We start from the raw sequence: 26118 nt of genomic DNA, 5'->3' as shown, positions 1-26118 counted from the left end.
CCTGCCCTCATTGCTTCAGGCCAGTTTCGCGAAGCTGCGGCGTGCCGCATCAACGGTATGCTGAATATTTTCAGCAGTGTGCGCCAGTGACATAAAGCCCGCTTCAAAAGCGGAAGGCGCCAGGTAGACGCCTTCTTCCAGCATCAGATGGAAGAATTGACGGAAGCGTTCAACATCACACGCCTGCACGTCCTGATAGCTGGTAACCGTTTCAGCATCGGTAAAGAACAGGCCGAACATGCCGCCAACATGGTTCACCACCAGCGGAATATTTTCTTCTTTCGCCGCATGAAGCAGACCTTCAGCCAGCTGGTCCGTTAACGCTGTCAGGGTCGCATGCGTGCCGGGTTTGGCGATTTCGCTCAGGCAGGCAAAGCCCGCCGCCATCGCAATCGGGTTACCGGAAAGCGTCCCCGCCTGGTAGACAGGTCCGGTGGGCGCCAGCGCCTCCATCACCTCACGACGCCCGCCAAAGGCGCCGACTGGCATACCGCCGCCAATGATTTTACCCAGGCAGGTCAGGTCAGGCACCACGCCGTAGTGCGCCTGCGCACCGGCCAGCGCCACACGGAAACCGGTCATCACCTCATCAATAATGAACAGCGCGCCGAATTCATCGCACAGCGCCCGCAGGCCCGGCAGGAAATCGGGCTGAGGAGGGATGCAGTTCATGTTCCCGGCAACGGGTTCAACGATAATGCAGGCGATTTCATGCGGATACTGTTCAAAAGCGGCACGGACGGAAGCAAGATCGTTATAGGTACAGGTCAGCGTATGTTTGGCGAAGTCCGCCGGTACGCCCGGTGAATTTGGCTGGCCGAGCGTAAGCGCGCCCGAGCCCGCTTTTACCAGCAGACAGTCGGCGTGACCGTGATAGCAGCCTTCAAACTTGATGATTTTATCCCGTCCGGTAAAACCACGCGCCAGACGGATAGCGCTCATGGTCGCTTCGGTGCCGGAATTCACCATGCGCACCATATCCATCGTTGGCACCAGTTCGGTAACCAGTTCCGCCATCTTCACTTCCATTTCGGTTGGCGCGCCAAAGCTCAGGCCGCGCTCAACGGCCTCAATCACCGCATTACGAATGGCAGGATGGTTATGACCCAGCACCATCGGGCCCCAGGATCCGACATAATCGACATAAGCTTTGCCATCAGCGTCATACAGCCAGGCGCCGTTCGCCCGTTCAATAAAGAGCGGCACACCGCCAACGCCGGTAAAAGCGCGTACCGGCGAGTTCACGCCACCGGGAATTAGTTGTTGCGCCTGAGTGTAGAGATTTTCAGACTTGCTCATGGTTCCGCTCCTGAGGATGCATTAAAAAATCCTCACTATTCTATGTGAACATGCCGTCCGGTTGAAAGGTAAGTCGCGCCTTTGGCGCAGGGACGGGTGATTTTTAACAAGACATGAGTGACGTTGAGAGTAATATACGGGCCTGACTTTTTTCTGATGCTGAAAGAACTATGAGCGGAAACGAGGCTTCTTCGGAACAATTAAAGGTTGTGCCAGCGCGGCGTGGGGATTTCCTTCGCCTGCTCTTACGGCGCGATAAAACGCCGGTTGCGGTATTGGTCATGGCAGGGATCGTCGGTGCCCTGGCCGGGCTGGTCGGCGTGGCGTTTGAGAAGGCCGTGAATCTGATCGGTAGCCAGCGGCTGACGATACTCTCTGCGGTTGACGATTACTGGATCCTGGCCTTTCCTCTGGCTTTTCTCCTCTCCGCCATGCTGGCGGTGGTGGGCTATTATCTGGTTCAGCGCTTTGCGCCTGAGGCTTCAGGGTCGGGCATACCTGAAATCGAAGGTGCGCTGGAGGAGCTGCGGCCGGTACGCTGGTGGCGGGTGATCCCGGTGAAATTTATCGGCGGAATGGGCACGCTGGGGGCAGGGATGGTGCTGGGGCGTGAAGGGCCTACGGTACAGCTCGGTGGGAACATTGGCCGGATGGTGCTGGATATCTTCCGCATGAAAAGCGCGGAAGCCCGCCATTCACTGCTGGCAACCGGCGCTGCCGCAGGTCTTTCTGCCGCCTTTAACGCGCCGCTTGCCGGCATTCTGTTTATTATTGAAGAGATGCGGTTACAGTTTCGCTATACCGTTATCTCCATTAAAGCCGTATTTATCGGCGTTATCATGTCGAGTATCGTCTTTCGTATCTTTAATGGTGAAGGCGCGGTCATTAACGTTGGTAAGCTGGCCAATGCGCCCGTTGAAACGCTCTGGCTTTACCTGCTGTTGGGAATGCTATTTGGCGTCGTCGGCGTGCTGTTTAACTCGCTGATCTTCAAAACGCAGGATCTTTTTCAGCGTCTTCACGGCGGCCAGATGAAAAAAATCCTTATCACCGGCGCCGTGTTAGGCGGCGTATGTGGCGTTCTGGGACTGATTGAACCTGAGGCGGCAGGCGGCGGTTTCAGCCTGATCCCTATCGCGGCGGCGGGCCACTATACGGTCGGGATGCTGCTGTTTATCTTTATCACCCGCATCATTACCACGCTGCTCTGTTTTGCCTCAGGCGCACCGGGCGGCATTTTTGCGCCTATGCTGGCGCTCGGGACGCTGTTAGGCACCGCGTTTGGCATGGCCAGCGCCTCATTTTTTCCGGAATATCATCTCCAGGCCGGCACCTTTGCTATCGCAGGGATGGGGGCGCTTTTTGCCGCGTCGGTCAGGGCGCCGCTGACGGGCATCGTACTGGTGCTGGAGATGACCGATAATTATCAGCTGATTTTGCCGATGATCATTACCTGCCTGGGCGCAACGCTGCTGGCCCAGTTTCTGGGCGGAACGCCGCTCTACTCAACGCTGCTTTCCCGCGTGCTGGCGAAGCAGCAAAAGCAGGAAGATGAGGCGCTGGCCGCACAGAGTGCCACGCAGGCTGCAGCAAAACCGACGGATACTTGATTGCTATACTGGTGTATTGGATAATGGTGCAAATGATGGTCGAATTATGACCTGTATGGCGATCGGCCTGAATGCATACTGAGGTGTTAAATGAGTGACGATATAGCTCTGCCCCTGCAATTTACTGAAGCAGCGGCCAGTAAAGTCAAAAATCTGATTTCCGACGAGGAAAATCCAGACCTGAAACTGCGCGTTTATATCACTGGCGGCGGCTGTAGCGGCTTCCAGTACGGCTTTACCTTTGATGATAAGATAAACGACGGCGATATGACGATTGAGAAAGCGGGCGTGGCGCTGGTCGTGGACCCGATGAGCCTGCAATATCTGGTGGGCGGTTCGGTGGACTACACTGAAGGGCTGGAGGGATCGCGCTTTATTGTGACGAACCCGAATGCGAAAACTACCTGCGGTTGCGGCTCGTCTTTCAGCATCTGAGTAGTTGCCCCGGCGCGTTCGCTGCCGGGGTTTCTTTTACCACTCGACCGTCACTAATTTTATCCCCTTCCTTAAGCCCTCAGCGGGCGAGACAAGCGTACGTGTTATTCGGGGCTGGGCGGCGCGCTGTTTGCCGCAGTCAGCGGTGGGTAACGATGCTGGTGTGGTACTTTGCCCGTCAATATGACATTGCGAGTAAATGGTCAGTTTGACCCTGATGCTGCCCGTTGTGGTAGCGGCACAGGCATGACCTGCCATCACCAGGCCCATGGCCAGATAAACGGCTTTCATTCTTAATCTTCCCGGTATGCAAAAGGGTTGCCCCAAAGCGGGCAGCGTGAGTAACTGAATCGCTGCCTCGTTATTTTATTAACGTCATTTTCCGCCGAAACTTTAACCGTATTATCGGGCTTCTTGCCTTAGCGTTAGCGGTCAGGATGAAGTTCACGGCATAGCTGCTCTGCAGCCAGAATAATCCGCGGACCCGCACGGCTCAGCCAGTCCTCATTAAGGGCGATAACCGGAATTTTCAGCTGGGGCTGCCAGAAGGCCTTCACCGCAGAAATTCGTGCCGCATCGCCACCCGTGACTATAATCGCCGGATGACGCAGCAAAACCTGTTCGCGGCTTACCTGCGGCCAGGGCACCCGGCTGTCGGAAAAGATATTTTCACCGCCACACAGACGGAGGATTTGATCCTGTAACGTGTTACCTGATGTGGTGAACAGAGGGCGCTGGCCAAACTGCAGGAAAACGGCCTTGTGCGGCGCGCCATCATAGCGCTTATGCAGAGCGGCCAGCTGCTGCTCAAGTCTGGTTGCGGCCCGTTCGGCCTGCAAGGGGGCTGGGCTCCAGGCTTTCAGCTGGCGTAATGCGGCAATTACCTGCTCCACGGTGGTAGGATCTATCCAGACTATCTGGATACCGAAAGCCCGCAGCTGTTCGACCTGACGCTGCGGGTTGCCATCGCGCCAGGCGAGCACGAGGTCAGGTTTCAGCGCGATGATGCGTTCAACATTGATGCCCTGCCAGTTTGCCACCTGCTCAATAGCGACGGCAGCGGGAGGATAATCAGAGTAAGCGCTGACGCCAACCGGCGTGATGCCGGCCGCAAACGCCAGTTCAGTCAGGCCCGGCGCCAGGGCAACCACCCGTGGCGCGCTAAAAGCGGCTGTGCCGATGCACAGCAGCAGCAGGAATAAAAAACGTTTAGCCACGCTTTGCAAGCTGTGCCAGCAGTGCTTCCACCATCAGCGAGGACTGAGTTGCCGCAACGGTAAGAAATTCATCAAAGCTCAGATGAGATTCCCGATCGGCCACGTCTGAAATCGCGCGAACAACCACAAATGGCGTGCCGAACTGATGACAGACGTGAGCGATGGCGGTGGCTTCCATCTCCACACCGATAGCCTGTGGGAACGTTGAGCGAATGCGGGCCAGCGGTTCTGCACCATTAATAAAAGCATCCCCGCTGACTACCAGTCCACGCACCGCGTTCAGGCCCAGCTGGCTGATGCAGTTTTCCGCCGCGTCGATAAGCGCCGCGTCCGCGGTGAAAGCAGCCGGGCAGCCCGCCATCTGTCCAGGTTCATAGCCGAATGCGGTAACGTCGGCGTCGTGATAACGAACTTCATCCGAAACGACGATATCGCCCACGTTCAGGGTCGGTGCCAGACCACCCGCTGAGCCGGTATTGATGATAAAATCAGGTTTGCACAACTCAAGCAGCAGCGTGGTCCCCATCGCCGCAGAAACTTTACCGATCCCGGATTTCAGCAGCGCAACCTCCACGCCGTTCAGGGTGCCGGTATAGATTTCGCAGCCCGCCAGCGTCAGTGTCTGGCGGTTTTCAATTTTGTCACGCAGCAGTGTGACTTCCTGTTCCATCGCCCCAATAATGCCTGCTTTCATAGAGATACTCGCTAATGTTGTGGAATTTATCTGGCCTTCTGGCGCATAGTCTAGCATGGCAGCATCAGGGACATAATCGGCAAAACGAGCAGGGACGGCAATCTGGCCGGAAAATGGGAATCAGGCATGAACGACATCGACTTCAGGAAAAAGATCAATTATCAGCGCCGTTTTAACCCGCAGCAGGGGCAGAAAGACGAGCATGAAATTCTGCGCATCTTTGAAAGCGATCGCGGGCGCATTATCAATTCAGCGGCGATAAGGCGACTGCAGCAAAAAACGCAGGTTTTCCCGCTTGAACGCAACGCCGCAGTGCGTTCCCGCCTGACGCACTCTCTGGAAGTGCAGCAGGTTGGGCGTTATATCGCCAAGGAAGTGCTAACCAGGCTCAAAGAGCAGGGATTGCTGGAGGCTTATGGACTGACGCAGCTGACCGGCCCGTTCGAGAGTATCGTTGAAATGGCCTGCCTGATGCACGATATCGGTAATCCTCCCTTCGGGCATTTCGGCGAGTCGGCGATTAACGACTGGTTTACGCAGCGGCTGGATGCCAGCCACACACCTTCGTCCACGCGCGCCGACCGCTGCCAGCCGCCAGCGCTGCAGTATCAGGAAGATGGTCTCGATCCGCTACGCGAAAAAATCCGTCAGGATCTCTCTCACTTCGAAGGCAATGCTCAGGCGATCCGCATGGTGCACAGCCTGTTGAAAATGAACCTGACCTGGGCGCAGGTTGGCTGCATCCTGAAATATACCCGTCCGGCCTGGTTTAGCGGAAAGATTCCGGAAACGCACAATTATCTGATGAAAAAGCCAGGCTATTATCTCGCGGAAGAAGAGTATGTAGGGCGCCTGCGTAAAGCGTTAGATCTCCAGCCCCACTGTCGTTTTCCGCTCACCTATATTATGGAAGCGGCAGATGATATTTCTTATTGCGTGGCGGATTTAGAAGATGCCGTCGAGAAAAAGATATTCAGCGTCGAACAGTTGTACGAGCATTTATATACGTTTTGGGCTGATCACCGTCCTGGTGATTTATTTAGCCTCGTTGTTACCAATGCGTTAGAGAAGTCCCGCAGTCAGCAATTAAGCCGCAGCAGTGAAGACCAGTTCTTTATGTATCTGCGTGTTAATACGGTTGCCAGACTGGTGCCTCATGCGGCGGCCCGCTTTATTGATAATCTGCCTGTGGTGTATTGTGGGGAATTCAATGAGGCGCTGCTGGAGGATGGCAGTCCGCAAAACAAGTTGCTGGAAGTCTTCAAAAAAGTGGCGTTCAGCCATGTTTTTAATCATCCCGATGTTGAGCAGCTGGAGCTGCAGGGATACCGGGTTATCAGCGGGCTGCTCGATATTTATCAGCCGCTACTGGCGCTGACCCGGCAGGAATTTAGCGAGCTGTCAGAAAAGGATTATTTGAAAGGCTATCCTATTGAAACGCGGCTTTTTCATAAACTTTCCACGCGCTTTCGTCTGGCTTATAGTGAAGCCGTGGGACGACTGGATGGTCGTTCCGCAGATGTCTCAGTCTGGGAGTATTATTATCGGGCCCGTATGTTACAGGATTATGTGAGCGGTATGACCGACCTGTACGCATGGGATGAGTACCGGCGTCTGATGGCAGTGGAATAACGCGTTAGGGAAATTGGTTTTGTAAAGGCAGCCAATAATTTTTTACCTTTAACTGAAACTATTTCATGAACTTCGCGATAAAACACCACTCTCACCATCACGACCACAGCAATGGTTGCATACTTGGATAAATAGAGAAACAGACGCATGAAAAAAACACTTTTAGCAAGCGCGTTGGCTCTGGGCCTGGGAATGGCTATGAACCCGCTTATCGCCACCGCCGCAGAAACGGCTTCTTCTTCCACTCAGCAGCTGCCAAGCCTGGCACCTATGCTGGAAAAAGTGATGCCTTCGGTCGTCAGTATTAACGTTGAAGGAAGCACCACGGTGAGCACGCCGCGCTTACCGCAGCAGTTCCAGCAGTTTTTTGGCGATAATTCCCCTTTCTGCCAAGAGGGATCGCCTTTCCTTAATTCGCCAATGTGCTCCGCCATTCCTGGCGACGGCAAGGGCGGCCAGCAGGAAAAATTCCGTGCGCTGGGCTCGGGCGTGGTGATTGACGCCGCTAAAGGCTACGTTGTGACCAATAATCATGTGGTCGATAACGCCACCAAAATTCAGGTCCAGCTGAGCGATGGCCGTAAATATGAGGCGAAGGTGATTGGCAAAGATCCGCGCTCTGATATCGCCCTTATTCAGTTGAATGACGCGAAAAACCTGACGGCGATTAAAATGGCTGATTCTGATGAAATCAGGGTAGGGGATTATACCGTTGCCATTGGTAACCCATATGGCCTTGGCGAGACGGTGACCTCCGGCATCGTTTCCGCGCTGGGACGCAGCGGGCTGAACGTGGAAAATTACGAAAACTTTATCCAGACCGATGCCGCCATTAACCGGGGCAACTCGGGCGGGGCGCTGGTAAATCTGAACGGTGAGCTTATCGGGATTAATACCGCGATCCTGGCGCCGGATGGGGGGAATATCGGTATCGGCTTTGCTATTCCGGCCAATATGGTCAAAAACCTGACCGCCCAGATGGTGGAGTTTGGCCAGGTGAAACGCGGTGAGCTGGGTATCATGGGCACCGAGCTTAACTCGGAACTGGCGAAGGCGATGAAGGTGGATGCCCAGCGTGGTGCCTTTGTCAGCCAGGTACTGCCTAAGTCATCCGCAGCGAAAGCGGGCGTGAAAGCAGGGGACGTTGTGGTTTCCATCAATGGTAAAGCCATCTCCAGCTTCGCCGCGCTGCGCGCTCAGGTCGGCTCTCTGCCGGTGGGCACCAAGATGACGCTGGGGCTGATCCGCGATGGCAAGCCGCTGACGGTCAATATTGAGCTGCAGCAGAGCAGCCAGAGTAAAGTTGACTCCGGTACGATTTATACCGGCATCGAAGGCGCTGACCTGAGCAACTACGCCGCGAAAGAGGTTAAAGGTGTGAAGGTTGACAACATTAAGCCGGGTTCCGCCGCGGCAAGAATAGGGCTGAAAAAGGATGACGTTATCCTTGGCGTGAACCAGCAACCGGTGGCGAACCTGGGTGAGTTACGCAAAATACTTGATGGGAAACCGTCAGTGCTGGCGCTGAATATCCTGCGCGGTGACACCACAATTTATCTGTTGATGCAATAAGCCTGAGGGAAGCCGGTCACCGCCGGCTTCCTCTTCCCCTTCAGTACCGCACGTTTTTCCTTACTCCCTGTTTTATTGACTGACGCTTCCTGATCTCGTAAGAAGGCCAGCCTGGCGGTTTCAGCTTCTCTTTCCGCTACAGCGCTGACTGGCTAAACCTGCACCAAAACAGGGAGATAGTTTGCGCTTTATGAAACACAATCTCTTCAGACCCGTCCCGGGGTGACGGAGAGAAGGTTTGTGAACCTTCCCGCAAATTTCATACTTCAGCTCCGCCTTAGGGCAAATGCACAATGTCACACCCTCCTCTGCACGATATGCTGGCCCGATACCGTTTTTCAGGAGTTGTGCATGGCCAGTTATCATCTTGAAGCCCATCTGGCGCAGGAAATTGTCGCCCGCACCATGCAAATTATTGACAGCAATGTCAACGTGATGGACGCGCGGGGCCGGATTATCGGTAGCGGCGATCGTGAACGTATTGGTGAATTGCACGAGGGCGCTCTGCTGGCGCTGTCACAGGCCCGCGTGGTCGATATTGATGAAGCGGTAGCGAAGCATCTGCACGGCGTGCGGCCCGGTATTAATCTCCCGATGCGTATTGATGGGAATATCGTTGGCGTCATCGGTCTGACCGGAGAACCTGAGGCCCTGCGCCAGTACGGGGAGCTGGTCTGTATGACCGCGGAAATGATGCTGGAACAGGCGCGGTTACTGAATATGCTGGCGCAGGATAGCCGCCTTCGCGAAGAACTGGTGCTGAACCTGATCCGCAGCGATACCCTCTCTCCGGCGCTGATTGAATGGGCGCAGCGTCTGCGCATCGATCTCAATCAGCCACGCGTTGTGGCGGTCGTGGAGGTGGACAGCGGTCAGTTGGGCGTGGAGAGCGCGATGTCAGAACTGCAACAGCTGCAAACTCTGCTGCTGACCCCCGACAGGGATAACCTGATCGCGATTGTCTCGCTGACTGAAATGGTGGTGCTGAAACCGGCGTTGAATGCCCAGGGACGGTTTGACGCGGAAGATCACCGCAAGCGGGTCGATCTGCTGCAGTCCAGAATGAAAGAGAGCGGCCATCTGCGTATGCGCATCGCCCTCGGCAACTATTTTACCGGGCCGGGCAGCATTGCGCGCTCTTACCGGACGGCCCGCACCACGATGGATGTGGGCAAACAGCGTATGCCGGAGCAGCGCAGCTATTTTTATCAGGATCTGGTCCTTCCGGTGCTGCTGGACAGCTTACGGGGAGGCTGGCAGGCAAATGAGCTGGCGAGGCCGCTGCTGAAGCTGAGGGCCATGGACAGCAATGGTCTGCTGCGGCGTACACTGATCGCCTGGTTCAGCCACAATGTGCAGCCTTCCGCTACCGCCAAAGCGCTCTATATTCATCGCAACACGCTGGAGTATCGGCTGAACCGCATTTCCGAACTGACCGGGTTAAATTTGAGTAACTTCGACGATCGGCTGCTGCTTTACGTCGCGCTGCAGCTGGATGAAGAGCCATAACGGACCGGCGCCACACTGGCGGGCTGATGATGAGGTTTCATGAGGTCAGCGTCTCAACGGCCCCAGAGAACCGTTGAGACGAGAAGAAAAGAGGATTAGCGGCTGTTGCGGGTCAGTTTTTCCAGATCGGACTCGATCTCGGTAATTTTGTTCGATACCACGCTTTCCAGATGACGCAGATCTTCCAGAATCTTACGCTTAAGATCGACTTCCACCCGATCGCGCTGGCAGATTTGATCAAGCTCGTCGATCACATAGCGCAGGTTGGGGCTGATTTCCTGAATTTCTTTATAGCCCTGGCCGATATTATCGGCGACCACGGTTTTCCGCTGACGGGGATATTTAAACTTCACGCTCTTGGCGAAGAACTCGCCTTTATCTTTGCGGAAGTAAATTTTCAGAATGTCATTATTGGCTTCCTGACGCAGGCTGTAACGGTCGATATCGTCGGGATTACTGATGCCAAGGCCTTTCAGATTGTCATACATAGCGCGTGTTCCTGATTGAAGTTAAAAAACGCTCCGGCTGCGCGTCGTGAATACTGCGTTGTGCAGTGCCAGCATGTTAACAGAGGAGTTCTGTTACGCAGGCTGCGCGCTTACGCCTTATCTTCACTCGGCTCGCTTGTATCGGGCTCCTGCGCTAAATGTAGACGCAAAAGCCACAGCGCGGATTGGTTAGGAGGAATTGCTTAAATTGATGGCGCGGATTATCGCCTGGTTAATAGGCAATAGCATCTGTTATTTCGCGTCGTAAAACAGGATGGGCAGGACTGCTTTGTAAAGGAAACTTTACGGGCCACGCAGGGGTGGCCCGCTGGGATTAGTCGATGGTGCGCAGCAGTTCGTTAATGCCCACTTTGCCACGCGTTTTGGCGTCGACTTTTTTCACGATAACTGCACAGTAGAGGCTGTAGCTGCCATCTTTAGAAGGCAGGTTGCCTGAAACCACTACAGATCCGGCGGGAACCCGTCCGTAATGGACTTCACCCGTTTCACGATCGTAGATCTTGGTGCTCTGACCGATGTAAACGCCCATAGAGATAACCGCGCCTTCTTCCACGATCACGCCTTCAACGATCTCGGAACGTGCGCCGATAAAGCAGTTATCTTCAATGATGGTCGGATTGGCCTGCAGCGGTTCCAGCACGCCGCCGATGCCCACGCCGCCGGACAGGTGAACGTTTTTGCCGATTTGAGCACAAGAGCCAACAGTAGCCCAGGTATCGACCATAGAACCTTCATCCACATAGGCACCGATGTTGACATAAGAAGGCATCAGCACGGTATTACGCGCAATATAAGCGCCCTGACGGACGGCGGCAGGCGGCACAACGCGGAAGCCTTCCTGCTTAAAACGGGCCTCGTCATAGTCGGCAAATTTCATTGGCACTTTGTCGTAGAAGCGGCTTTCAGCCCCCTCAATTACCTGATTGTCATTGATGCGGAAAGAGAGCAGCACTGCCTTTTTCAGCCACTGATGGGTGACCCACTGACCATCGACCTTTTCCGACACGCGCAGGGCGCCGCTGTCGAGCAGGGCAATAACCTGACTGACGGCTTCCCGCGTGATGGTGTCAGCGTTAGCCGGAGTGATCTCGGCGCGGCGCTCGAAGGCGCTCTCAATAACATTCTGTAATTGTTGCATTAATTAAGCTTTCCTGTATTCAGTCATCGTTCAGGAGCGGACGCCGTGAGCGCCCGTTCGTGCCAGCGGGGATCCTGTCAGGCTCCCCGACGGGCGTGGCAAAAATTCTATCCGGGTCACACTTTATCGTTTGGATTAAGGGCTTCTGTCAACCGTTGTTGTAACTGTTGACGCAATTCCGGACTCAATGCCCGGCGGTCACTGTCGGCGAGAATAAACAAATCTTCGACCCGTTCCCCGATCGTACTGATCCGTGCGCCATGCAGGGAGATACTCAGATCGGCAAAAACTTCGCCCACTCTGGCCAGCAGGCCAGGCTGATCCAGCGCGATAAGTTCCATGTAGGTGCGGCGATCAGTGTGGGTTGGGAGAAATTTCGCCTCCGTCTCCACGCTGAAGTGCTTAAGCCGGGCAGAGGCACGACGCATTCGCGGCGGTTGCCAGGTTGTCTGGCCAATCGCCTGCTCCAGCGCCTGTCTGATCATCTCATGACGGTCTGCCGCCAGCGGACTGCCATCGGGTTCCAGGACGATAAAAGTATCCATCGCCATTCCGTCCCGGCTGGTAAAAATCTGCGCATCATGCACGCTGAGGTTTCGTCGATCCAGTTCACCTGCGACAGTGGCAAAAAGATAGGGGCGATCCGGGCTCCAGATAAAGATTTCTGTCCCGCCGCGGGTCGCCTGTGGGCTGACCAGTACCAGCGGCTGGCGCAGGTCGTGGTTCATCAGATGGCGGGCATGCCAGGCCAGCTGGTTCGGGGTGTGCCGCAGGAAGTAATCTGCGCGGCAGCGTCCCCAGATATTATGCAGCGCCTGTTCATCAATGTTATCCATCCGCAGCAGCGCCAGCGCCTGGAGACGATGATGACGCACCCGTTCTCTCAGATCCGGGCTGTTCTCCATGCCCCGGCGCAGCTGCTTCTCTGTGGCAAAAAAGAGTTCGCGCAGCAGGCTCTGTTTCCAGCTGTTCCAGAGGTTTTCATTGGTGGCGCAGATATCCGCGACCGTCAGGCAGACCAGATAGCGCAACCGGTTTTCATTCTGCATAACTTCAGAAAAGTGTTGTATCTCCGCCGGATCCTGAATATCGCGGCGCTGAGCGGTGACCGACATCAGCAGGTGATGGCGGACCAGCCAGGTAATTAACTGGGTTTCGCGTGAGTTCAGACCGTGCAGTTCAGCAAATGCCTGCGCATCCTGAGCGCCCAGTATCGAATGGTCGCCGCCACGCCCTTTGGCAATATCGTGGAATAATGCCGCAATCAGCAGCAGTTCCCGCTGAGGCAGACGGGGCCAGATTTCCACGCAGAGCGGATGCCGCGGACGGGTTGTTTCATCCGCGAAGCTCTCCAGTTTTTGCAGGACGCGGATAGTGTGCTCATCCACGGTGTAAGCATGGAACAGGTCAAACTGCATCTGCCCGACGATATTTCCCCACTGCGGCATATAGGCCCAGAGCACGCTGTGGCGGTGCATTGGGACCAGCGCGCGGCTGACCGCGCCAGGATGGCGCAGAATAGAGAGAAACAGGGCGCGGGCTTCCGGTATCTGACACAACGGCTGTTTGAGGCGACGGCGTGCATGCCGCAGCTGGCGAAGCGTGGTGGAATAGATGCCGGTAATTTTTGGCGTACGCACCATGGTGTAAAACAGACGCATAATCGCTTCAGGCTGACGGGTAAACAGCTCTTCATCAATCAGATCGATCAGCGTCCCACGCAGTTGGAACTCATGGTCGATCGGCCGCGGTTTCTCATCCTCACCCAGCGCCAGAATCGCTTCATCGAAAAGCTGTAGCAGCATCTGATTGAGTTCGCTGATGCGCCGGGTTACGCGATAAAAATCCTTCATCATGCGTTCGACCGGTTCGTTACCTTCCCCTTCGTAGTCCAGTCGCTGTGCCACATTAAGCTGGCGATCAAACAGCAGACGATTATCGTAGCGTGGCAGGGAAAGATGCAGCGCGAACCGGATGCGCCAGAGAAAGCTCTGGCACTCATTCAGTTCATTGCGCTCCGCCTGAGTCAGGAAGCCAAAGCCGACCATTTCATCCAGTGAGGTGGCACCGAAATGCCGTCGCGCCACCCACAGCAGCGTATGAATGTCGCGCAGCCCGCCCGGGCTGCTTTTAATATCCGGCTCCAGGTTGTAGCTGGTGCCATGATAGCGCTGATGACGGGCCTGTTGTTCCTCGATCTTTGCCGCGAAGAAACGGTCTGATGGCCAGAATCCATCACTGAAAATATTCTTTTGCAGTTCCAGAAACAGCGCCACGTCACCGGTCAGCATGCGTGATTCAATCAAATTGGTGGCGATCGTCAGATCGGAAAGGCCCTCCAGCAGACACTCCTCCAACGTTCTGACGCTGTGACCTACCTCCAGCTTCAGATCCCACATCAGGGTCAGTAATTCACTGGTTCGCTGGGCGTTTTCTTCTGAAAGCGGGGTGCGGCTGAGGATCAGAACATCAATGTCAGAGAGGGGATGCAGTTCGCCGCGGCCATAGCCGCCGACGGCGACCAGCGCGATGTCCTGCTGGCGGGGGAAACCGAAAAATCGCCAGAGGCGGCGCAGGAGACGGTCGATAAACAGTGTTCTGGCGTCAATCAGCGACTCGGCGTCCACGCCTTCATCAAATGCGGCTGCCATGCCCTGCTGGAACTGCTCCAGATGCTGTTTCAGCACGTCGCGCGTCAGCTCATCGTTACCCCAGCCAGCGGGCGAATTTGCCAGCCCATACTCCTTCAGTGATTTGGTCACGCAGTGCTCCCGGTTCTCTCCACAAAGGGACAAAATAGCAATCGACTGCTGCGACAATAGCGCTCTCAGGCCTCTGAGATCAAAAAAAACCGGCCTGAGCCGGTTTTTTCGTTTCTTCCGTACTTATGATTCGTGCGCCAGGATGGCCGGAATGGTGTCATCTTTACGCAGCGTCATAATTTCGCAGCCGTTTTCAGTGACGACGATGGTGTGTTCGTACTGCGCAGAAAGGCTGCGATCCTTGGTTTTTACCGTCCAGCCATCTTTCATACTGCGAATACGATAATCACCGGCATTGACCATAGGTTCGATAGTAAACGCCATACCGGCCTGAAGAACCACACCGCCGTCGTCGGCGTCGTAGTGCAGTACCTGAGGTTCCTCATGGAATCCTTTGCCGATGCCGTGGCCGCAGTATTCACGTACAACGGAGAAATCCTGCGCTTCCACGAATTTCTGGATCTCGCGGCCAATAGTCCGCAGGCGGATACCCGGTTTTACCATCCGCAACGCCAGGTAGAGGCTCTCCTGAGTAATACGGCACAGGCGCTCGCCCAGAATAGTCGGCTTGCCGGCAATGAACATTTTTGAGGTGTCGCCATGGTATTCATCTTTGATAACCGTGACGTCAATATTGACGATATCGCCATCCTTGAGGATCTTATCGTCGCTCGGAATCCCGTGGCAGACGACTTCATTGACTGAAATACAGACTGACTTCGGAAAGCCGTGGTAGCCGAGGCTGGCGGAAATCGCCTGCTGGGTATTCACGATATAGTCGTGGCACAGGCGGTCAAGCTCACCCGTGCTGACGCCCGGCTTAACGTGCTCTTCGATCATTTCAAGCACTTCTGCTGCGAGGCGACCGGCCACGCGCATCTTTTCAATTTCTTCGGGGGTTTTGATTGTAATTGCCATTAATTTTGTCCGCAGGTGCCGATAATTTCGGCAATAATAGAGGAAGTGCAGCAATGTTAGCAGCCCGCCCTGGCTCTGCCAATTGCAGTTTGTCCTTCGCGGCCGTCAGGCAACAAACATTGGCTTCGCCGGGCGCTTTGTGATATAAAGCGCGCCGACGATTCTCTGTGAGCAGGTTTACAGGGAAACGCATAAATCTCACTATGTGTAAATAACACACATGTATCGACACGTACTCCGGGGTGCCTTCACGCCTGCGTAAGCAGCGAAGAGGTCGGTGGTATGGGATACATGGAGGCTTAACCCCAAACATTTTATAGAGGTAATCATGGCAACTGTTTCCATGCGCGACATGCTCAAGGCCGGTGTACACTTCGGTCACCAGACCCGTTACTGGAACCCGAAAATGAAGCCATTCATCTTCGGCGCACGTAACAAAGTTCACATCATCAACCTTGAAAAAACCGTACCAATGTTCAACGACGCCCTGGCTGAGCTGAGCAAAATCTCTTCCCGTAAAGGTAAGATCCTGTTCGTTGGTACCAAGCGCGCTGCAAGCGAAGCGGTAAAAGAGTCTGCGCTGAGCTGTGACCAGTTCTTCGTAAACCATCGCTGGTTGGGTGGTATGCTGACTAACTGGAAAACCGTTCGTCAGTCCATCAAACGTCTGAAAGATCTGGAAACTCAGTCTCAGGACGGCACCTTCGATAAGCTGACCAAAAAAGAAGCGCTGATGCGCAATCGTGAACTGGCCAAGCTGGAAAACAGCCTGGGCGGGATCAAGGACATGGGCGGTCTGCCAGACGCACTGTTTGTTGTTGACGCCGATCACGAACACATCGCAATCAAAGAAGCAAACAACCTGGGCATCCCGGTATTTGCTATCGTTGATACCAACTCTGATCCAGACGGCGTTGATTACATCATCCCAGGTAACGATGATGCAATCCGTGCTGTAAGCCTGTACCTGACCGCCGTAGCAACTACCGTACGCGAAGGTCGCTCTCAGGATCTGGCTCAGCAGGCTGAAGAAAACCTCGCCGAAGCTGAGTAATAAGGATTGCTCTGAACCGGAGCCCTTATATCCGACACGCTTTCCATAACGGAAAGAAGGTGAAGGATAAAATCAGATATTAATCTGTAAGGGGCCTTTGTTGGCCCCTTTATTTTTTTCGAATTCGCTTTGCCGGCTGTCACAATCGGCGGGGCAGAATGTTTCTCCCGAGAACAGGCACAGGTGAGGGGGCGTGTTAATGCGACCTGCCGCCGTGCTGAGCTAACCGAGGATTAGAGAATGGCTGATATTACTGCTGCTCTGGTAAAAGAACTGCGCGAGCGCACTGGCGCTGGCATGATGGATTGTAAAAAAGCGCTGACCGAAGCCAACGGCGACATCGAGCTGGCAATCGAGAACATGCGTAAATCTGGCGCGATCAAAGCGGCCAAAAAAGCAGGTAACGTAGCTGCTGACGGCGTGATCAAAACCAAAATCGACGGCAACTACGGTGTGATTCTGGAAGTCAACTGCCAGACTGACTTCGTTGCTAAAGACAGCGGTTTCCAGGCCTTCGCTGACAAAGTACTGGAAGCGGCCGTTACCGGCAAAATCTCCGACGTTGAAGTGCTGAAAGCACAGTTCGAAGATGAGCGCGTTGCGCTGGTTGCCAAAATTGGTGAGAACATCAACATCCGTCGCATCGCCATTCTGGAAGGCGACGTGCTGGGCAGCTACCTGCACGGCGCGCGTATCGGCGTGCTGATTGCCGCTAAAAGCGCTGACGAAGAGCTGGTTAAGCAGCTGGCGATGCACGTCGCAGCAAGCAAGCCAGAATTCGTTAAGCCTGAAGATGTTTCTGCCGACGTGGTAGAGAAAGAGTACCAGGTTCAGCTGGACATCGCGATGCAGTCCGGCAAGCCGAAAGAGATCGCTGAGAAAATGGTTGAAGGCCGCATGAAGAAATTCACCGGCGAAGTTTCTCTGACCGGTCAGCCTTTCGTCATCGACCCAAGCAAAACCGTTGGTCAGCTGCTGAAAGAGAAAAATGCAGACGTGACTAACTTCATCCGCTTCGAAGTGGGTGAAGGCATCGAGAAAGCGACCACCGATTTCGCAGCCGAAGTGGCGGCGATGTCCAAGCAGTCTTAATGCTTGATAAGAACCGCCAATCGGCGGTTCTTTTTTGTCTGCGCTTTGCGCCCGCGATTTTCAGTCTCATCCCAATAGCATTTTACTGACGCTAAGAGGATGATAGATCAGATTTAACTCCTCATATCGTATCAACCATCCAGGAAAAAACACCATGGCGACCAATGCAAAACCTGTTTATCAACGTATCCTGCTGAAACTGAGCGGCGAAGCTCTGCAAGGTGCCGAAGGCTTCGGTATCGATGCAAGCGTGCTGGATCGTATGGCACAGGAGATCAAGGAGCTGGTAGAGCTGGGCATTCAGGTGGGGGTGGTTATCGGTGGTGGTAATCTGTTCCGTGGTGCCGGTCTGGCGCAGGCTGGCATGAATCGCGTCGTTGGCGACCATATGGGCATGCTGGCGACCGTGATGAACGGTCTGGCGATGCGCGATGCGCTGCACCGTGCCTATGTGAACGCCCGCCTGATGTCTGCGATCCCGCTTAACGGTGTCTGTGACAACTACAGCTGGGCAGAGGCGATCAGCCTGCTGCGTAATAACCGCGTGGTGATTTTCTCTGCCGGTACCGGTAACCCGTTCTTTACGACCGATTCAGCTGCCTGCCTGCGCGGGATCGAAATTGAAGCGGATGTGGTGCTGAAAGCCACCAAGGTTGACGGCGTCTACTCAGCGGATCCAGTGAAAAATCCCGACGCCACGCTTTACGATCAGATCAGCTACACAGACGTGCTGGATAAAGAGCTGAAGGTGATGGATCTTGCCGCGTTCACGCTGGCCCGTGACCATAAACTGCCTATCCGCGTGTTTAATATGAATAAGCCAGGCGCGTTGCGCCGCGTGGTAATGGGCGAAAAAGAAGGCACTCTGATTACGCAATAATATCTGTTGCGGCGTAAAATAGAGTATATTCTGCCTTCGCAGCGCATTAACGCGCTACACTCAGAAACAACGACGATTATTTGAAACCGGCCCTGCTGCACAGGGCTGGCTATTTCAATCAGAATCCAAGGGTTCCAACGTGATTAACGAAATCAGAAAAGATGCTGAAACGCGCATGGAAAAATGCGTGGAAGCATTCAAAAACCACATCAGCAAAATCCGTACCGGTCGCGCTTCGCCGAGCATTCTTGACGGGATCATGGTTGAGTATTACGGTTCTGCGACGCCGCTGCGTCAGCTGGCCAGCGTGACGGTAGAAGATTCGCGTACGCTGAAAATCAACGTGTTTGACCGCTCCATCAGCGCTGCGGTGGAAAAAGCGATCATGTCTTCCGACCTGGGTCTCAACCCAAGCTCAGCGGGTAGCGATATTCGCGTTCCTCTTCCTGCCCTGACGGAAGAGCGCCGTAAAGATCTGATCAAAGTGGTGCGTGGTGAAGCAGAGCAGGGACGTGTTTCCGTACGTAACGTCCGTCGTGATGCCAACGACAAGGTCAAAGCGCTGCTGAAAGACAAAGAGATCAGTGAAGACGAAGAGCGTCGTTCACAGGAAGATATTCAGAAAATGACCGACGTGTTCATCAAAAAAGTGGATGTCGCGCTGGCAGAAAAAGAAGCGGAGCTGATGGACTTCTGAGTTCACTGCCCTTCAATGAAACGCCGTACAGATTACCGTTCACTTGAGTGGTCAGTCTTACGGCGTTTTGCATTTACTTTCCTCTCTGATGAATCCGGCAAGCAGGCCCGTTTCTCAGTTCACTCTACAGAGCACACGCATGAAGCAATTGACGATCCTCGGTTCAACCGGCTCTATCGGCACCAGTACGCTGGCGGTTGTACGCGCTAACCCTCATCTGTTTGCCGTTAAGGCGCTGGTCGCCGGACGCAACGTTGAGCGAATGGCGGAACAGTGTCTGACTTTCCGTCCTGAGTGGGCGGCTATGTCAGACGAGCAGTCGGCCAGTGCGCTGAGAATTCGTCTGAAAAATATGAACGTGGCAACCGAAGTGTTGAGCGGTGAACAGGCTGCCTGCGACCTCGCCTCACTGGCTGAGGTCGATCAGGTTATGGCGGCGATCGTCGGTGCGGCAGGATTAATGCCTACCCTGGCCGCAATTCGGGCCGGGAAACAGGTGCTTCTCGCTAATAAAGAGTCTCTGGTCACCTGCGGCCAACTTTTTCTGGAGGCGGTCAGCGCCTCAAAAGCCCAGCTATTGCCCGTGGACAGCGAGCATAACGCCATTTTTCAGAGTTTGCCTTCTTCCCTCCAGCAACAGTTAGGGTACGCTTCTCTGGAAGATAATGGCATTGACAGCATTATTCTCACGGGGTCAGGTGGTCCGTTTCGGGAAACGCCGCTTGCTGACCTGGCGTATATGACGCCGGATCAGGCTTGCGCGCATCCAAACTGGTCAATGGGGCGAAAGATCTCCGTTGATTCGGCCACCATGATGAACAAAGGTTTAGAATATATCGAAGCCCGCTGGCTGTTTAACGCGACCGATGCCCAAATGGAAGTGATCCTGCATCCGCAGTCGGTTATCCATTCGATGGTGCGTTATCGTGATGGCAGCGTACTGGCCCAGCTGGGGTCACCGGATATGCGTACGCCGATTGCTCATGTGATGGCGTGGCCTGACCGGGTACAGTCAGGCGCCACGCCGCTGGATTTCGCCCGCATGGGGGCGATGACCTTTGCTGAGCCGGATTACGCGCGCTACCCCTGCCTGAAACTGGCCATTGACGCCTGTAAAGCAGGGCAGTCAGCCACCACCGCGCTGAACGCCGCTAATGAAATCGCCGTTGCGGCATTTCTGGATGCGCAAATTCGCTTTACCGATATTGCGGCGGTCAATATGACCGTGCTGGAAACGCTCTCCTGCGCAGAACCGACCAGCGTTGAAGCTGTGCTGGAGATCGACCGTCAGGCGCGCGCTGTTGCGGCCGCCTGTTTAGCGCGTTTCAGCAGTGTCCGCTAATTCCGTGAATTCGCGGTCGCGATTTGTGAGGTGGGGGAGGAGATGATATAGTCTCCGGCCGCTCATTAAGATTTCAGATGCGATGAAGCGGTAATGCAGGCCGTGTGAAACACGGCTTTTTTGCGTCGGGCGGGTGAGATATTTCAGAAACTTGTTTATTTCTGAGCAAAGGAAATTATTACGCGTTATGTCGTCCGAAAATCAAAACAATACCGATGACCTGCAAGGGGAAAACCCCCGTCACGTGGCCATCATTATGGATGGCAATGGCCGCTGGGCTAAGAACCAGGGGAAACTGCGCATTTCGGGCCACAAAGCCGGCGTGAAATCTGTCCGCCGTGCAGTCAGTTTTGCCGTCAGCAATAAGCTGGACGCGCTGACCCTTTACGCCTTCAGCAGCGAAAACTGGAACCGCCCGCCTCAGGAAGTGATGGCGCTGATGGAGCTCTTTGTCTGGGCGCTCGACAGCGAAGTGAAAAGTCTGCACAAACACAATGTTCGCCTGCGGATAATTGGTGACACCAGTCGCTTTAATTCGCGCCTGCAGGAACGAATTCGTCGTGCCGAGGAACTGACTCAACAAAATAATGGCCTCACGCTTAACATTGCCGCGAATTATGGCGGACGTTGGGATATTATTCAGGGTGTCAGAAAAATCGCTGAGCAGGTGCAGGAAGGGTTGATTCGTCCGGATCAGATTGAGGAAGATACCCTCTGCACTCACCTTTGCCTCCATGAGCTGGCGCCGGTGGATTTGGTAATAAGGACGGGAGGAGAGCATCGAATCAGTAACTTTTTGCTGTGGCAGGTCGCCTATGCGGAGTTCTTTTTTACCGATGTTCTCTGGCCTGATTTTGATGAACAAGTTTTTGAAGGTGCACTGAATGCATTTGCACAACGAGAACGCCGTTTTGGCGGCGCAGCACCCGGCGGTACCTGACCGCACAGGGGGTAATCTTTGCTGAAGTCACGCCTGATTACCGCGTTTATACTTATCCCGATTGTGATTGCAGCGCTTTTCCTGCTGCCGCCGCCAGGATTCGCCATTGTTATCCTGGCCGTCTGCATGCTGGCCGCCTGGGAGTGGGGCCAGTTTGCTGGCCTCGCTTCACGGTCACAGCGTATCTGGCTGGCCGTGCTTTGTGGGCTGCTGCTTGTCTTCATGATGTTCACGCTGCCTGCTTACCAGCATGCGCTCCATCTTCCGCAAATTGCTGGAACGCTTTGGGCCGCGCTGGCATGGTGGCTGGTCGCGCTGCTGCTGGTGCTCTTCTATCCTGCTTCCGCTTCGCTGTGGCGACATTCCCGTCCGCTCCGCTTGCTCTGTGGCGCGCTGACCATTATTCCGTTTTTCTGGGGCATGCTGACGCTGCGCCAGTATCACTACGAATCCGATCATTTCGCAGGCGCCTGGTGGCTTCTCTATGTGATGCTGCTCGTCTGGGGAGCGGACTCTGGCGCTTATATGTTTGGCCGGCTTTTCGGCAAGCATAAACTGGCACCGAAGGTTTCACCGGGAAAAACCTGGGAAGGCTTTTTTGGTGGTTTGCTGACTTCCGCGGTGATCGCCTGGCTGTTTGGCCTCTGGGCGCCGCTGAGTATCCCGGTACTGACGCTGTTGGTCTGTTCTGTTGTGGCCGCGCTGGCCTCGGTGCTTGGCGATCTGACTGAAAGTATGTTCAAGCGTGAAGCCGGCATTAAAGATAGTGGAAATCTGATCCCTGGCCATGGCGGCATTCTCGATCGTATTGACAGCCTGACGGCTGCGGTTCCGGTGTTTGCCTGCCTGCTTCTGTTGGTCTTTGGGACGATATAAGGGACCTTATGCTGAGCATTCTCTGGAGCCTGGGCGCTTTTATCATTGCGCTGGGCGTGTTAATCACGGTACATGAGTTTGGCCACTTCTGGGTGGCCCGTCGCTGTGGTGTTAAGGTTGAACGTTTTTCGATCGGTTTTGGCAAGGCGCTCTGGCGTCGCACCGATCGCCAGGGAACGGAATATGTTATCGCGCTGATTCCTCTCGGCGGCTACGTGAAGATGCTTGATGAGCGTGTTGACACTGTCCCTCCTGAGCTTCGTCATCAGTCATTCAATAATAAAACCGTCATGCAACGCGCCGCAATAATCGGCGCGGGTCCTCTCGCCAATTTCCTGTTTGCTATTTTCGCCTGGTGGCTGGTGTTCATTATCGGCGTACCGGGCGTCAGGCCCGTTATTGGTGAAATAGTAAGCGGATCGCCGGCGGCAACGGCGCAAATTTCGCCGGGTATGGAACTTAAAGCCGTTGATGGTATCGAAACGCCTGACTGGGATGCTGTGCGCATGGCGTTGGTGGCGAAAATTGGCGATCCGGAAACCCGCCTCAGCGTAGCGCCTTTTGGCACTTCTCTGGTCACGGAAAAACGGGTCGATCTGCGTAACTGGCACTTCGAACCGGACCGGCAGGATCCGGTCACCTCGCTGGGTATCCAGCCTCGTGGCCCACGGGTTGAAACCGTGCTGGAAGAAGTGCAGGCGAAATCCGCAGCAGAAAAAGCAGGTTTGCAAGCGGGCGACAGGATCGTTAAAGTCGATGGTCAGCCACTCGAACGCTGGCAGCAATTTGCCGCGCTGGTACGGGATAATCCCGGCACCGCGATCAACGTCGAAGTGTTACGTCAGGCAAAAACCGTTGAGCTGACGCTGACGCCTGATGTGAAGCCGGGCAATAAAGCAGAAGGGTTTGCCGGGGTAATCCCGCGCATTGTGCCTCTGCCGGATGAATATAAAACGGTGCGTCAGTATGGGCCGTTTGCCGCAGTCGGCGAGGCCACCGCCAAGACCTGGCAGCTGATGAAGCTGACGGTAACCATGCTGGGCAAACTGATTGTTGGCGAAGTAAAGTTGAACAATCTCAGCGGGCCGATTTCAATCGCCCAGGGGGCTGGGATGTCGGCGGAGTATGGGTTGATTTACTACCTGATGTTTCTTGCGTTAATCAGCGTGAATCTCGGTATTATCAACCTGTTTCCACTGCCGGTATTAGATGGTGGACATTTGCTGTTTCTGGCGATCGAAAAGATCAAAGGTGGGCCGGTGTCTGAGCGAGTTCAGGACTTCAGTTATCGCATTGGCTCGGTTTTGCTGGTGCTGTTAATGGGGCTTGCACTATTCAATGATTTCTCGCGGTTGTAGGAACAAGAAAGAAGCGGGCTAAGGCCAGTCAGCGCGAAACCTTATCAGGAAGTGCAGCTTACCACGGTAAGCCTGCTCAACCGGACAGGGTTTCAACCCGGCACGATCGCCGCAGCACTCCTTTCTCCTGTACCACTGAGAACCAGTTAGGAAGAATGCATAACAACGATGGCGATGAAAAAGTTGCTCATAGCGTCGCTGCTGTTTAGCAGCGCTACCGTATACGCGGCAGACGGCTTCGTAGTGAAGGATATTCATTTCGAAGGCCTACAGCGAGTCGCCGTCGGGGCGGCCTTGCTCAGCATGCCGGTTCGCGTTGGAGATACCATCTCCGATGAGGATATCGGTAATACGATCCGCGCCCTCTTTGCGACAGGGAACTTCGAGGATGTGCAGGTACTGCGCGATGGCACCACGCTTATCGTGCAGGTAAAGGAACGCCCTACCATCGCCAGCATTACCTTCTCGGGTAACAAAGCGGTGAAAGACGATATGCTGAAGCAGAACCTTGAAGCTTCCAGCGTACGCGTAGGTGAGGCCCTTGACCGCACGACCATCTCATCCATTGAAAAAGGTCTGGAAGACTTTTACTACAGCGTCGGTAAATACAGCGCGAGTGTGAAAGCTGTGGTCACGCCACTGCCGCGTAACCGCGTTGACCTGAAGCTGGTGTTCACCGAAGGTGTGTCTGCCAAAATCCAACAGATTAACGTGGTGGGAAATAAAGATTTCAGTTCAGAAGAGCTGATTTCCCGCTTCCAGCTGCGTGATGAAGTGCCATGGTGGAACGTCGTTGGCGATCGCAAATATCAGAAACAGAAACTGGCGGGCGATCTGGAAACCCTGCGCAGCTTCTATCTCGACCGTGGCTATGCCCGTTTCAATATCGACTCCACGCAGGTCAGCCTGACGCCGGATAAAAAAGGCATTTACATCACCATCAACATCAACGAAGGCGATCAATATAAGCTTTCCGGCGTGGTGGTGAACGGCAGCATGGCGGGGCACTCTGCTGAAGTTGAAGCGCTGACCAAAATCAAGCCGGGCGAGCTCTATAACGGCGCCAAAGTTACCCGCATGGAAGATGATATTAAAAAGATGCTGGGTCGCTATGGCTATGCTTACCCACGCGTGGTGACGCAGCCAGAAATCAACGACGCGGATAAAACCGTGAAGCTGCGCGTTAACGTTGATGCCGGCAACCGCTATTACGTACGTAAAGTCCGCTTTGAAGGTAACGACACCTCGAAAGATGCTGTTCTGCGCCGTGAAATGCGTCAGATGGAAGGCGCATGGCTGGGCAGCGACCTGGTTGAGCAGGGCAAAGAGCGCCTTAACCGTACCGGCTACTTTGAGACGGTGGATACCGAGACGCAGCGCGTGTCCGGCTCGCCCGATCAGGTTGACGTGGTTTACAAGGTTAAAGAGCGCAACACCGGTACCTTTAACTTCGGCATCGGTTACGGCACGGAAAGTGGCGTAAGCTTCCAGGTTGGCGTGACGCAGGAAAACTGGCTGGGTACCGGGAATACCGTTGGCATCAGCGGTACCAAAAACGACTACCAGACCTATGCTGAATTCTCTCTGACCGATCCTTACTTCACGGTGGATGGCGTCAGCCTGGGTGGACGCGTATTCTATAACGACTTTAAAGCTGACGATGCAGACCTGTCAGACTATACCAACAAGAGCTACGGCTTAGACGGTACGCTCGGCTTCCCGATCAACGAAAACAATACGCTGCGCGTGGGGCTGGGGTATGTGCATAACGACCTCTCCAACATGCAGCCGCAGGTGGCGATGTACCGCTACCTCGAATCCGTGGGCCAGAATCCCGATCGCTCCGGCAGGGAAACCTATTCCGCCGATGACTTCACCTTCAACTACGGCTGGACGTACAATAATCTCGACCGGGGCTTCTTCCCGACCTCGGGTAACCGTACCAACCTGAACGGTAAAGTCACTATTCCAGGCTCGGATAACGCCTTCTATAAAGCGACGCTGGATACCCAACAGTATCTGCCGTTGAACGAGGACCGTACCTGGGTTCTGTTAGGACGCGGACGTGTTGGCTACGGTGATGGTCTGGATGGCAAAGAACTGCCGTTCTATGAAAACTTCTATGCGGGTGGCTCAAGCACCGTACGCGGTTTCCGCTCGAATACCATCGGTCCGAAAGCGGCTTACTACAACAACAATTCGAACAACTGTTCAGGTACAGCGCTGCTGTGTAGTTCGAACGATGCGGTTGGCGGTAACGCGATGGCCACGGCCAGTGCAGAACTGATTACGCCAACGCCGTTCCTGAGCGAGAAGTACGCGAATTCGGTACGGACCTCTCTGTTCGTGGACGCAGGTACTACCTGGGACACCAACTGGGAAAACACTACGGAAACACGCGCAGCGGGTATTCCTGACTACAGCGAACCGGGTAATATCCGTATGTCAGCGGGTCTCGCGCTGCAGTGGATGTCGCCACTTGGCCCGCTGGTGTTCTCTTACGCCCAGCCGTTCAAAAAGTATGATGGAGATAAGGCCGAACAGTTCCAGTTTAATATTGGTAAAACCTGGTAACGCGGTTAAC

The 26118-nt window shown here is 54.6% G+C and carries 22 protein-coding genes; 14 read left to right on the top strand and 8 right to left on the bottom strand.

Going from position 1 to position 26118, the window contains the following annotated elements:
• Positions 1-15: 15 nt before the first annotated feature.
• Positions 16-1299, bottom strand: coding sequence for a glutamate-1-semialdehyde 2,1-aminomutase (hemL, locus tag EA20_RS0104470; protein ID WP_024965689.1), 1284 nt, complete (start codon positions 1297-1299; stop codon positions 16-18).
• Between the two features lie 170 nt (positions 1300-1469).
• Between hemL and clcA the strand changes: the two genes are divergently transcribed.
• Both clcA and erpA read left to right on the top strand, forming a co-directional pair.
• A complete protein-coding gene (gene clcA / locus EA20_RS0104465; protein WP_024965688.1) occupies positions 1470-2909 on the top strand; it encodes a H(+)/Cl(-) exchange transporter ClcA in 1440 nt (479 codons plus the stop codon).
• A gap of 90 nt (positions 2910-2999) precedes the next feature.
• Complete coding sequence (erpA, locus tag EA20_RS0104460) at positions 3000-3344, top strand: iron-sulfur cluster insertion protein ErpA (protein ID WP_024965687.1); 345 nt, start codon at positions 3000-3002, stop codon at positions 3342-3344.
• A gap of 36 nt (positions 3345-3380) precedes the next feature.
• On the opposite strand, the gene EA20_RS0104455 is transcribed toward erpA, so the two are convergent.
• The 3 genes from EA20_RS0104455 to mtnN all read right to left on the bottom strand — a co-directional run bounded on the left by EA20_RS0104455 (position 3381) and on the right by mtnN (position 5255).
• Positions 3381-3635: a hypothetical protein gene (locus tag EA20_RS0104455; protein ID WP_024965686.1), complete on the bottom strand. Its 255-nt coding sequence runs from the start codon at positions 3633-3635 to the stop codon at positions 3381-3383.
• 134 nt (positions 3636-3769) lie between these two features.
• Positions 3770-4561: a vitamin B12 ABC transporter substrate-binding protein BtuF gene (gene btuF, locus EA20_RS0104450; protein ID WP_024965685.1), complete on the bottom strand. Its 792-nt coding sequence runs from the start codon at positions 4559-4561 to the stop codon at positions 3770-3772.
• On the bottom strand, positions 4554-5255 hold the full coding sequence (mtnN, locus tag EA20_RS0104445; RefSeq protein ID WP_024965684.1) for a 5'-methylthioadenosine/S-adenosylhomocysteine nucleosidase: 702 nt from the start codon (positions 5253-5255) through the stop codon (positions 4554-4556). Before mtnN ends, btuF begins: the two co-directional genes overlap by 8 nt.
• A 126-nt stretch (positions 5256-5381) precedes the next feature.
• On the opposite strand from mtnN, the gene dgt reads away from it, so the two are divergent.
• The 3 genes from dgt (at position 5382) to EA20_RS0104430 (ending at position 9968) form a co-directional block, all read left to right on the top strand.
• A complete protein-coding gene (dgt, locus tag EA20_RS0104440; RefSeq protein WP_024965683.1) occupies positions 5382-6887 on the top strand; it encodes a dGTPase in 1506 nt (501 codons plus the stop codon).
• Positions 6888-7034: 147 nt separating this feature from the next.
• Positions 7035-8459 carry a serine endoprotease DegP gene (gene degP, locus EA20_RS0104435; protein WP_024965682.1) on the top strand — a complete coding sequence of 475 codons (1425 nt, stop codon included), beginning with the start codon at positions 7035-7037 and terminating at the stop codon, positions 8457-8459.
• Positions 8460-8810: 351 nt separating this feature from the next.
• A complete protein-coding gene (locus EA20_RS0104430; protein ID WP_024965681.1) occupies positions 8811-9968 on the top strand; it encodes a CdaR family transcriptional regulator in 1158 nt (385 codons plus the stop codon).
• A gap of 95 nt (positions 9969-10063) precedes the next feature.
• On the opposite strand, the gene EA20_RS0104425 is transcribed toward EA20_RS0104430, so the two are convergent.
• The 4 genes from EA20_RS0104425 to map all read right to left on the bottom strand — a co-directional run bounded on the left by EA20_RS0104425 (position 10064) and on the right by map (position 15295).
• A complete protein-coding gene (locus EA20_RS0104425; RefSeq protein ID WP_024965680.1) occupies positions 10064-10456 on the bottom strand; it encodes a DUF3461 family protein in 393 nt (130 codons plus the stop codon).
• Positions 10457-10790: 334 nt separating this feature from the next.
• On the bottom strand, positions 10791-11615 hold the full coding sequence (dapD, locus tag EA20_RS0104420; protein WP_024965679.1) for a 2,3,4,5-tetrahydropyridine-2,6-dicarboxylate N-succinyltransferase: 825 nt from the start codon (positions 11613-11615) through the stop codon (positions 10791-10793).
• 116 nt (positions 11616-11731) lie between these two features.
• On the bottom strand, positions 11732-14377 hold the full coding sequence (gene glnD, locus EA20_RS0104415; protein ID WP_024965678.1) for a bifunctional uridylyltransferase/uridylyl-removing protein GlnD: 2646 nt from the start codon (positions 14375-14377) through the stop codon (positions 11732-11734).
• Between the two features lie 123 nt (positions 14378-14500).
• Positions 14501-15295, bottom strand: a complete 795-nt coding sequence (gene map / locus EA20_RS0104410) for a type I methionyl aminopeptidase (RefSeq protein ID WP_024965677.1) — start codon at positions 15293-15295, stop codon at positions 14501-14503.
• Positions 15296-15623: 328 nt separating this feature from the next.
• Here map and rpsB point away from each other — a divergent pair, with 328 nt between their 5' ends.
• From rpsB to bamA, 9 genes are all read left to right on the top strand, one after another.
• Positions 15624-16349, top strand: coding sequence for a 30S ribosomal protein S2 (gene rpsB / locus EA20_RS0104405; protein ID WP_024965676.1), 726 nt, complete (start codon positions 15624-15626; stop codon positions 16347-16349).
• Between the two features lie 240 nt (positions 16350-16589).
• Positions 16590-17441, top strand: a complete 852-nt coding sequence (tsf, locus tag EA20_RS0104400) for a translation elongation factor Ts (RefSeq protein ID WP_024965675.1) — start codon at positions 16590-16592, stop codon at positions 17439-17441.
• Positions 17442-17595: 154 nt separating this feature from the next.
• A complete protein-coding gene (pyrH, locus tag EA20_RS0104395) occupies positions 17596-18321 on the top strand; it encodes a UMP kinase (protein WP_024965674.1) in 726 nt (241 codons plus the stop codon).
• A gap of 139 nt (positions 18322-18460) precedes the next feature.
• Positions 18461-19018: a ribosome recycling factor gene (gene frr / locus EA20_RS0104390; RefSeq protein ID WP_024965673.1), complete on the top strand. Its 558-nt coding sequence runs from the start codon at positions 18461-18463 to the stop codon at positions 19016-19018.
• Between the two features lie 139 nt (positions 19019-19157).
• On the top strand, positions 19158-20360 hold the full coding sequence (gene ispC, locus EA20_RS0104385) for a 1-deoxy-D-xylulose-5-phosphate reductoisomerase (RefSeq protein ID WP_024965672.1): 1203 nt from the start codon (positions 19158-19160) through the stop codon (positions 20358-20360).
• Positions 20361-20547: 187 nt separating this feature from the next.
• Complete coding sequence (ispU, locus tag EA20_RS0104380; RefSeq protein WP_024965671.1) at positions 20548-21300, top strand: (2E,6E)-farnesyl-diphosphate-specific ditrans,polycis-undecaprenyl-diphosphate synthase; 753 nt, start codon at positions 20548-20550, stop codon at positions 21298-21300.
• An 18-nt stretch (positions 21301-21318) separates the two neighbouring features.
• The gene (cdsA, locus tag EA20_RS0104375; protein ID WP_024965670.1) at positions 21319-22176 is read left to right on the top strand and encodes a phosphatidate cytidylyltransferase; all 858 of its coding nucleotides are present in this window, start codon (positions 21319-21321) and stop codon (positions 22174-22176) included.
• 8 nt (positions 22177-22184) lie between these two features.
• On the top strand, positions 22185-23534 hold the full coding sequence (gene rseP, locus EA20_RS0104370) for a sigma E protease regulator RseP (RefSeq protein WP_024965669.1): 1350 nt from the start codon (positions 22185-22187) through the stop codon (positions 23532-23534).
• 168 nt (positions 23535-23702) lie between these two features.
• On the top strand, positions 23703-26108 hold the full coding sequence (bamA, locus tag EA20_RS0104365) for an outer membrane protein assembly factor BamA (protein ID WP_024965668.1): 2406 nt from the start codon (positions 23703-23705) through the stop codon (positions 26106-26108).
• The last annotated feature ends 10 nt before the right edge of the window (positions 26109-26118 follow it).

The organism is Pantoea sp. IMH (assembly GCF_000599885.1).
GTDB lineage: Bacteria > Pseudomonadota > Gammaproteobacteria > Enterobacterales > Enterobacteriaceae > Erwinia.
Note: the sequence above shows the minus strand (reverse complement) of the source record. Positions and strands in the feature narration are given on the sequence as shown.

Excerpts from the sequence above, each read along its gene's own strand:
- erpA (WP_024965687.1), top strand. The coding sequence starts at position 3,000 with ATGAGTGACGATATAGCTCTGCCCCTGCAATTTACTGAAGCAGCGGCC.
- EA20_RS0104430 (WP_024965681.1), top strand. The coding sequence starts at position 8,811 with ATGGCCAGTTATCATCTTGAAGCCCATCTGGCGCAGGAAATTGTCGCC.
- tsf (WP_024965675.1), top strand. The coding sequence starts at position 16,590 with ATGGCTGATATTACTGCTGCTCTGGTAAAAGAACTGCGCGAGCGCACT.
- rpsB (WP_024965676.1), top strand. The coding sequence starts at position 15,624 with ATGGCAACTGTTTCCATGCGCGACATGCTCAAGGCCGGTGTACACTTC.
- EA20_RS0104425 (WP_024965680.1), bottom strand. The coding sequence starts at position 10,456 with ATGTATGACAATCTGAAAGGCCTTGGCATCAGTAATCCCGACGATATC.
- degP (WP_024965682.1), top strand. The coding sequence starts at position 7,035 with ATGAAAAAAACACTTTTAGCAAGCGCGTTGGCTCTGGGCCTGGGAATG.
- rseP (WP_024965669.1), top strand. The coding sequence starts at position 22,185 with ATGCTGAGCATTCTCTGGAGCCTGGGCGCTTTTATCATTGCGCTGGGC.
- dgt (WP_024965683.1), top strand. The coding sequence starts at position 5,382 with ATGAACGACATCGACTTCAGGAAAAAGATCAATTATCAGCGCCGTTTT.
- EA20_RS0104455 (WP_024965686.1), bottom strand. The coding sequence starts at position 3,635 with ATGAAAGCCGTTTATCTGGCCATGGGCCTGGTGATGGCAGGTCATGCC.
- bamA (WP_024965668.1), top strand. The coding sequence starts at position 23,703 with ATGGCGATGAAAAAGTTGCTCATAGCGTCGCTGCTGTTTAGCAGCGCT.
- clcA (WP_024965688.1), top strand. The coding sequence starts at position 1,470 with ATGAGCGGAAACGAGGCTTCTTCGGAACAATTAAAGGTTGTGCCAGCG.
- dapD (WP_024965679.1), bottom strand. The coding sequence starts at position 11,615 with ATGCAACAATTACAGAATGTTATTGAGAGCGCCTTCGAGCGCCGCGCC.
- mtnN (WP_024965684.1), bottom strand. The coding sequence starts at position 5,255 with ATGAAAGCAGGCATTATTGGGGCGATGGAACAGGAAGTCACACTGCTG.
- pyrH (WP_024965674.1), top strand. The coding sequence starts at position 17,596 with ATGGCGACCAATGCAAAACCTGTTTATCAACGTATCCTGCTGAAACTG.
- hemL (WP_024965689.1), bottom strand. The coding sequence starts at position 1,299 with ATGAGCAAGTCTGAAAATCTCTACACTCAGGCGCAACAACTAATTCCC.
- map (WP_024965677.1), bottom strand. The coding sequence starts at position 15,295 with ATGGCAATTACAATCAAAACCCCCGAAGAAATTGAAAAGATGCGCGTG.
- ispC (WP_024965672.1), top strand. The coding sequence starts at position 19,158 with ATGAAGCAATTGACGATCCTCGGTTCAACCGGCTCTATCGGCACCAGT.
- ispU (WP_024965671.1), top strand. The coding sequence starts at position 20,548 with ATGTCGTCCGAAAATCAAAACAATACCGATGACCTGCAAGGGGAAAAC.